Raw genomic sequence first — 6,544 nt, 5'->3', positions numbered from 1 at the left:
AAGACTGCCGTTGCCAGCCCTCAATCGGTGCTGGTTCCATCTGTCCGCGATCGCCATATTGCAGAAATCCAGACCAAAGGGCGGATGGCATGGCAGAAATCCACCGGCTACAACAAGCGCAGTCGCGCTGAGACCCAGATGGGTCGATGGAAGGCTGTGATCGGGCCCAAACTCAAAGCGCGACATTTTGACAATCAGAAGACTGAAGCGAAGATTGGCGTCCGTGTTCTTAACCGGATGACAGAACTTGGCCGGCCCAAGTTCGAGCGCGTTGCATGAAAAATGCAGTGGATAGGGTTGCCTCGTCCAAAGTCTGATCCATGCAACAGGGCTCGCCCGTTCTGCCACAGCACCGATTTCGTCAAGAGCAGATAGTGCTGATGGATGGCGCCATCAAAGACCGGCACCGCCAAGACGCCCGGAAGGCATTTCTGCCGTTCGACATGTTCTGCCGGAAAATACCCGAAATGATGTAATCTTATCAGGTAGCGCCGCAATTTCTATCATAAATGCAAGAATCGTTCAATTGACTCACCTGCTTCATTCAGGTTTGTGCATCGGCCTGCGGCGCAGCAACTCGCAGAGATGCCAGACAAGCGAAACTGGCGCGCACTTCTCGAAGGAAACACGCCATGGGCCAGGTATCTCCTCGCTTTGCGCTCGACCACATGACGGCGGCATCACTAGACGTCAGTGCAGTTTTCTCACTTGCGCGCGACCATGGCCTGACCGAGGTTCAAATCCGTGACCATCATTTCAGCAATCCTGTTGCAAGCGCCTTTCCGGCCGCAGACATCCGGTGCGCCGCTACCAACGCCGGCGTCACGATAATTTCCATCAACGCCTTGCAACGCTTCAACGACTGGACTCTCAGGCGTCAAGCTGAGGCGATCGAGCTTGCTGACTATGCGGCGGCGTGCGGAGCAAAGATGGTCGTGCTGCTGCCGGTCAACGACGGCTCGTGGGCCGGCAATGGTGAGCGCCGTGACAGTCTGCGCGTCGCGCTAAACGCGCTCAATCCGATCCTCCAGTCGCGCGGTCTCATCGGCCTCATCGAGCCGCTGGGCTTTCGAACCTCCTCGCTTCCATCAAAGAAGGAAGCGGCCGTAGCGATTGCCGAAGTTGATGGTTCGTCCGTCTTCCGCCTCGTGCATGACACCTTCCACCACACCCTGGCAGGTGAAATATCGTTGTTTTGCGAGCTCACTGGCCTGGTGCACATTTCAGGCGTGAACGACCCGAGCTTCTGGATTTACCCAGATCGCTTCCTTGGTGGTTCCGACAATGGCAGCCAGATCCAGGCGCTGCTTGAAGGTGGCTACGCGGGCCCTTTTTCGTTCGAGCTGGTCAAGGAAGCCCACACACTGGACGATCTTGCAGACACCCTTGCCGCCAGCATTGATCTTATCCAGCGCGCTATGTTGAGGCGAAAGCGGGGGGTAGCAGACACAGGTGCCCCTGGCCCCCTCTGCGGTGTCACAACGGGCCAGCCATCCGAGTTGCCTCCTGCACCATTATCTTCCGCATCCAGATACTTCCCGGATCACTATTGTGCAGTGCCGGCCACTGGGCGGCTTCGGTGAAACCGGGAAGCGGCAGAGGAAGCTCGACGATCTGAAGGGGGAAAGTTTTTCGAAATGCCTGCCAGTCGGAAGGGCATCGTCCCCATACGAGATGTGCCCGACACCATGGGCGGGGATCATGCTGAAGCCCTGCACAACGACTTCAACACGTCTTTGAAGACCATGCTCAAGCAAGAACAGTTCCTCGATTGAGGGCTTCTGCGAACGTCCGAACCTTATGCACAGGTGCATCATCGAGAAATATCTCTCGAATGTAAGCTGCCGTGGCAGCTGCTTGTTCGTGGGACAGCCTACGCATACGAGCCTCCTCCTAAAGCGGCGATCAGATCGAACTGGGTTAAACGGATCTGATGAAATAATCGAGGACTGGATTTACAGGAGGGCATCGCGAACTGCAGGGCCAAGTGCTATCGCGCGTGATTCAGAATACGTTCGCGACCGCTCATGCTGAATAGTTCATCGCCGAAAACTCGCGCAGCCAGGCAACAGCCGCACTCGTGGCCGGCTTACTGAGGTTGGTGCGGCGTGCCGCCGCTGACAGGTTGCCCTCCGCCAGCGGCGCGTCGAGCACAACGAGGAGCTTTAAATCAAGCTGCTTGAAATGCATGTCCGCGGTCGTCCATCGAGTGGCCATCCATCGAGTGGATACCTTACATCGAAACAAAGGATTTTATTGTCGTTCTGGAATCTTGCATGGACAAACACCTGACGCGCCGATCACCGCTGCCCTCTATGCCGTGATGAGCGTCTTACGGACAGCCCGAAAGGAGAAATTCTTCCATGCGCTCAGCCGTGCAGTGGAGATTGTGCTGGGAAAATGACCTGCAACTGACCGACCATGTCGAACTCTCCGACTTCTTCCGAAAGATCTATGGCCGAATTGGGAGCTTCGACGCAAAGCCGTTCGAAGGCGGTCGCAGTTGGGCCGGCGCGAGACCGGAAGTCCGCTTAATTGCTAGCGACGCGCAGGGTATAGCCGCACACGTCGGCATACTGCGACGATTCATCAAGGTGGGCGAGGTCGATCTCTTAGTAGCTGAGTTAGGATTGTACGGGGTTCGGCCGGATCTAGAGAAGCTCGGAATCAGCTTTTCAATGCGCATGGTGCATCCAGTTCTGCAGCAGCTAGCCGTTCCCTTCGCTTTCGGCACGGTTCGCCACGCAATGCGTAGCCATGTGGAGAGGTTCTGCAGAGAGGGTATAGCGGCCATCGTGCCGGGCGTTAAAGTACGGTCGAGCCGTGCAAATGTGCATCATGACTTGCCGTCCACACGCCTGGAGGACGTGATCGTTTTGGTGTCGCCCATTGGACGCTCGATCGACGAATGGCCGCCGGGGGACGTGATCGACCGGAACGGTTCGGAGCTATGAAACTTCTGAACTGCAGGTGCGAGCCTGGAGTGACTGGGGTTGTGGCGCAGAAGATCGCAGCGTGTATGACCTTTGACGATCTCCCAATCCACTTTGCACCTCGATTGTTGGCGCAACATTGGATGCCGGCGACGTTCTCGTAGACGGAGCCTGCGCCAAAGAGCGGCCAGAATTCATCCGGCTTTAATGAGCATAGGGCTTTGTCAGTTGCACAGCCCCTTGGCTAATTCGCCACGTAAAACAAATTGAAAATCAAAGGAGCAGAAATGACTGATCAACTTGCAACGGAAATCATTGAGATAATCAAGAAACGCATCGAATCGGAGAGTTCCGAGGGCATCACTGCGCAATACGTCGGCGACATCACGACTGCGACGGAACTGACTGGGCTTGGCATTGACTCTCTGGGACTGGCGGACGTTCTCTGGGATCTTGAGCAGGCCTACGGCATCAAGCTCGAAATGAACACGGCGGAGGCCTGGTCTGATCTCCAAAATGTCGGCGACATGGTGGAAGCCATTCGCGGCTTGCTCAGCAAGGCGGCTTGAATGGATCGGCGCGTCGTCATCACCGGATTGGGCGGGCTTTGTGGACTGGGCACCGATGTCGCCTCCATTTGGACGGGCATGCGCGATGGCCGCTCGGCCATCGGCCCGATTATCAATCCACAGCTTCATGGGCTAGAGGGGACGATCGGCGCCGAGATCAAGAAGCTGCCGGAGCATGACGTCGACCGCAGGCAGCTCCTCTCGATGGACCGCTTCAGCCTGCTTGCCGTAATTTCAGCGCGCGAAGCGATGCGACAGGCCGGACTTTCCATCGATGAGTCAAATGCCCATCGCTTCGGCGCAGCTGTGGGCGTTGGTTTCGGCGGCTACGACGCGACCGAAAAGGCCTATCGCGCCCTCCTTTTGGGAGCCGCGGCACGCATTGATCTGTTCACTGGTGTGAAGGCGATGCCGAGTGCGGCTGCGTGCCATATCAGCATGAGCCTCGGCCTGCGCGGGCCGGTCTTCGGCGTGACCTCCGCCTGTGCATCAGCCAATCATGCGGTCGCTTCAGCTGTCGACCAGATCAGGGCCGGCCGTGCGGACGTGATGCTTGCGGGAGGCAGCGACGCGCCGTTCGTATTCATTGTGGTGAAGGCGTGGGAAGCAATGCGCGTGCTCGCTCCGGATACTTGCCGGCCCTTCTCCGCTGACCGAAAGGGCTTAGTGCTGGGCGAAGGGGCAGGCATGGCCGTGCTGGAAAACTATGATTATGCTGTTGCCCGCGGCGCTACAATTCTTGCCGAGGTCGCCGGCATCGGCCTGTCTGCTGATGCTTTCCATATCGCCGCGCCGGCAGTTCACGGGCCGGAGGCGGCGATGCGCGCATGCCTTGCCGATGCGAGGCTGAATCCCGAGGACGTGGACTACCTGAACGCGCACGGCACAGGCACCAAGGCCAACGATCAGGTCGAAACGGCGGCGATCAAGCGGGTCTTCGGTGCGCATGCTTGTTCGATGTCCGTCTCTTCCACCAAGTCCACCCACGCGCATTGCCTCGGCGCAGCGAGTGCGCTCGAAATGATTGCCTGTGTGAGGGCGATCCAAGAGGGGATCGTACCGCCGACCGCCAACTATCGCGAGCCAGACCCCGATTGCGATCTGGACGTCACGCCCAACGTGCCACGCGAGCGCAAGGTGCGTGTGGCCATTAGCAACGCATTTGCTATGGGCGGCATGAACGCAGTTTTAGCATTTAAACAGGTGTAGGAGCGCTGAGACATACAAATCCGGGCAGGGTCGCTTGCGCCCTGCGCTCATGAGTGCCCGAGCGGTTTTGGGCCGGATACGAATATACCTCGCGGGCCGAGGTCTTGGCGAGGATCAGGAGCGTCGAGCAAGGCATCCCATCGAACCCTAGGATTTCCGGCTCGATTTAGAGGTCACTGAACTAACCGGCAAGCAGGATTTGAGAAAGGATAAGAAATGTTCGAACTGACCGGCCGCAAGGCGCTCGTCACCGGCGCATCGGGAGGCATAGGCGAGGCGATTGCCCGCGTGCTGCATGCGCAAGGCGCCATTGTCGGCCTGCACGGCACCCGCATCGAGAAACTGGAAACCTTGGCGGGCGAACTCGGCGATCGGGTCAAGCTGTTCCCGGCCAACTTGTCGAACCGCGACGAAGTCAAGGCGCTCGGCCAGAAGGCTGAGGCCGAACTCGAAGGCGTCGACATTCTGGTCAACAATGCCGGCATCACCAAGGACGGCCTGTTCGTGCGCATGTCGGACGCCGATTGGAACTCCGTGATCGAGGTCAATTTGACCGCCGTTTTCCGGCTGACGCGCGAACTCACCCATCCGATGATGCGCCGTCGCCATGGCCGCATCATCAATATCACTTCCGTCTCTGGCATCACCGGCAATTCGGGCCAGACCAACTACTCATCCTCAAAGGCCGGCATGATCGGCTTTTCCAAGTCGCTGGCGCAGGAGATCGCTACCCGCAACATCACCGTCAATTGCGTCGCCCCGGGCTTCATCGAATCGGCCATGACCGACAAGCTCAACGACAAGCAGAAAGAGGCGATCATGGCAGCGATCCCGACGCGCCGCATGGGCACGGGTGCTGAAGTGGCGTCCGCCGTCGCCTACCTCGCCTCCAACGAAGCCGCCTACGTCACCGGCCAGACCATTCACGTCAATGGCGGCATGGCCATGATTTGAGCACTGAGTGTACCTGTAAATGATGGGGCATGGCCTCCGCAACCACCTAGATGTTTAGTCCCGGCATTTGCTGGAGCGGATTTAGCGTGAAGCGTTCCGGCTGTGCAGCCCAGGCCTTGCAGATGAACTCTTATGGGGTGAGGCCCTTGAGGGTCTTCAGTCTGCGAGCGAAGTTGTAGGCTGCGACGAAGTCGGCGAGGTGCTGCCGGAGCTGATCGTGGCTCTCATGGTAGAAGCGCTTGACGGTTGCGTCCTTGATAGTCCGGTTCATCCTCTCGACCTGGCCGTTGGTCCATGGCATGGGTGCCTGGCCTTGGTGGTGCGGTGGTCGATGTCGTTCCTGGCGCAGAGAGGCCCTCGGCCAGCACGTCATGCCAGACGCGACGAGACCCATAGGTGCGGTCGCTGCTATTGAAGCTTCGGTCGACCCTGGAAACGAGGATCTCGTCATGCCGGGAGCGAGCGCTGGGGCTGCGGTTGAGCCAGGCATGGAAGCCTGATCGGGACACATCCAGCACCTCATGTCACTTCCCTCGCGAAGTAGGCTGCGGTTTTTGGGACTGTCAGGAATTCCGTGTGCGGGCGGGCTGTTGAACATTATGCAGCCATTGCCCTGATGAAGCGCTCGCCGAAGATGACAGCGAATTGGGCCTTGGCCATGGTCCACTCACGTGGCGGCATTTTCCACTCTTTCTCGGATCGGTTCAAGATCAGATAGAGCAGCTTGGTCGCCGCGTCGTCGCTGGGGAAATGGCCCCTGGCCCTGACAGCCCGTCGAAGTTTCGAGTTCAACGCCTCTATTGAGTTCGTCGTGTAAATGATCCGGCGGACGTCGTCAGGGAACGCGAAGAATGGAATGACCTCGGCCCAGGCGCGCCG

General features: G+C 58.6%; 5 protein-coding genes and 5 pseudogenes. 6 read left to right on the top strand and 4 right to left on the bottom strand.

Translation table 11 applies throughout. The features are described from left to right. Positions 1 to 279 (top strand): annotated as a pseudogene (locus BLS48_RS33805) (IS5 family transposase); the annotation flags it as partial. A gap of 353 nt (positions 280 to 632) precedes the next feature. Continuing rightward, positions 633 to 1,421: pseudogene (locus tag BLS48_RS33800) on the top strand (TIM barrel protein); the annotation flags it as partial. 55 nt (positions 1,422 to 1,476) lie between these two features. On the opposite strand, the pseudogene BLS48_RS33795 reads toward BLS48_RS33800, so the two are convergent. Beyond that, positions 1,477 to 2,190 (bottom strand): annotated as a pseudogene (locus BLS48_RS33795) (LysR family transcriptional regulator). Positions 2,191 to 2,363: 173 nt separating this feature from the next. Between BLS48_RS33795 and BLS48_RS33790 the strand changes: the two are divergent. From BLS48_RS33790 to fabG, 4 genes are all read left to right on the top strand, one after another. Beyond that, complete coding sequence (locus BLS48_RS33790; RefSeq protein WP_038655169.1) at positions 2,364 to 2,954, top strand: NodA family N-acyltransferase; 591 nt, start codon at positions 2,364 to 2,366, stop codon at positions 2,952 to 2,954. A gap of 266 nt (positions 2,955 to 3,220) precedes the next feature. Beyond that, entirely contained in the window at positions 3,221 to 3,502 is a 282-nt protein-coding gene (locus BLS48_RS33785; RefSeq protein WP_038655172.1) for an acyl carrier protein, read from the top strand. Then, positions 3,503 to 4,711 carry a beta-ketoacyl-[acyl-carrier-protein] synthase family protein gene (locus BLS48_RS33780; RefSeq protein WP_038655175.1) on the top strand — a complete coding sequence of 403 codons (1,209 nt, stop codon included), beginning with the start codon at positions 3,503 to 3,505 and terminating at the stop codon, positions 4,709 to 4,711. A gap of 216 nt (positions 4,712 to 4,927) precedes the next feature. Continuing rightward, entirely contained in the window at positions 4,928 to 5,665 is a 738-nt protein-coding gene (fabG, locus tag BLS48_RS33775) for a 3-oxoacyl-[acyl-carrier-protein] reductase (RefSeq protein WP_091586622.1), read from the top strand. A 46-nt stretch (positions 5,666 to 5,711) separates the two neighbouring features. On the opposite strand, the pseudogene BLS48_RS33770 reads toward fabG, so the two are convergent. The 3 genes and pseudogenes from BLS48_RS33770 to BLS48_RS33765 form a co-directional block, all read right to left on the bottom strand. Then, positions 5,712 to 6,013, bottom strand: a pseudogene (locus tag BLS48_RS33770) (integrase core domain-containing protein); the annotation flags it as partial. Next, positions 6,013 to 6,186, bottom strand: a pseudogene (locus tag BLS48_RS35425) (IS3 family transposase); the annotation flags it as partial. The pseudogenes BLS48_RS35425 and BLS48_RS33770, both read right to left, overlap by 1 nt. A 76-nt stretch (positions 6,187 to 6,262) precedes the next feature. Next, positions 6,263 to 6,544, bottom strand: a 282-nt coding sequence (locus tag BLS48_RS33765; RefSeq protein ID WP_143019587.1) for a transposase, incomplete at its 5' end; no start/stop codon positions are given.

The sequence above is a fragment of the Mesorhizobium qingshengii genome (assembly GCF_900103325.1).
Classification (GTDB): domain Bacteria; phylum Pseudomonadota; class Alphaproteobacteria; order Rhizobiales; family Rhizobiaceae; genus Mesorhizobium; species Mesorhizobium qingshengii.
The sequence above is the reverse complement of the archived record's forward strand: the minus strand, read 5'-3'. Positions and strand labels throughout refer to the sequence as shown.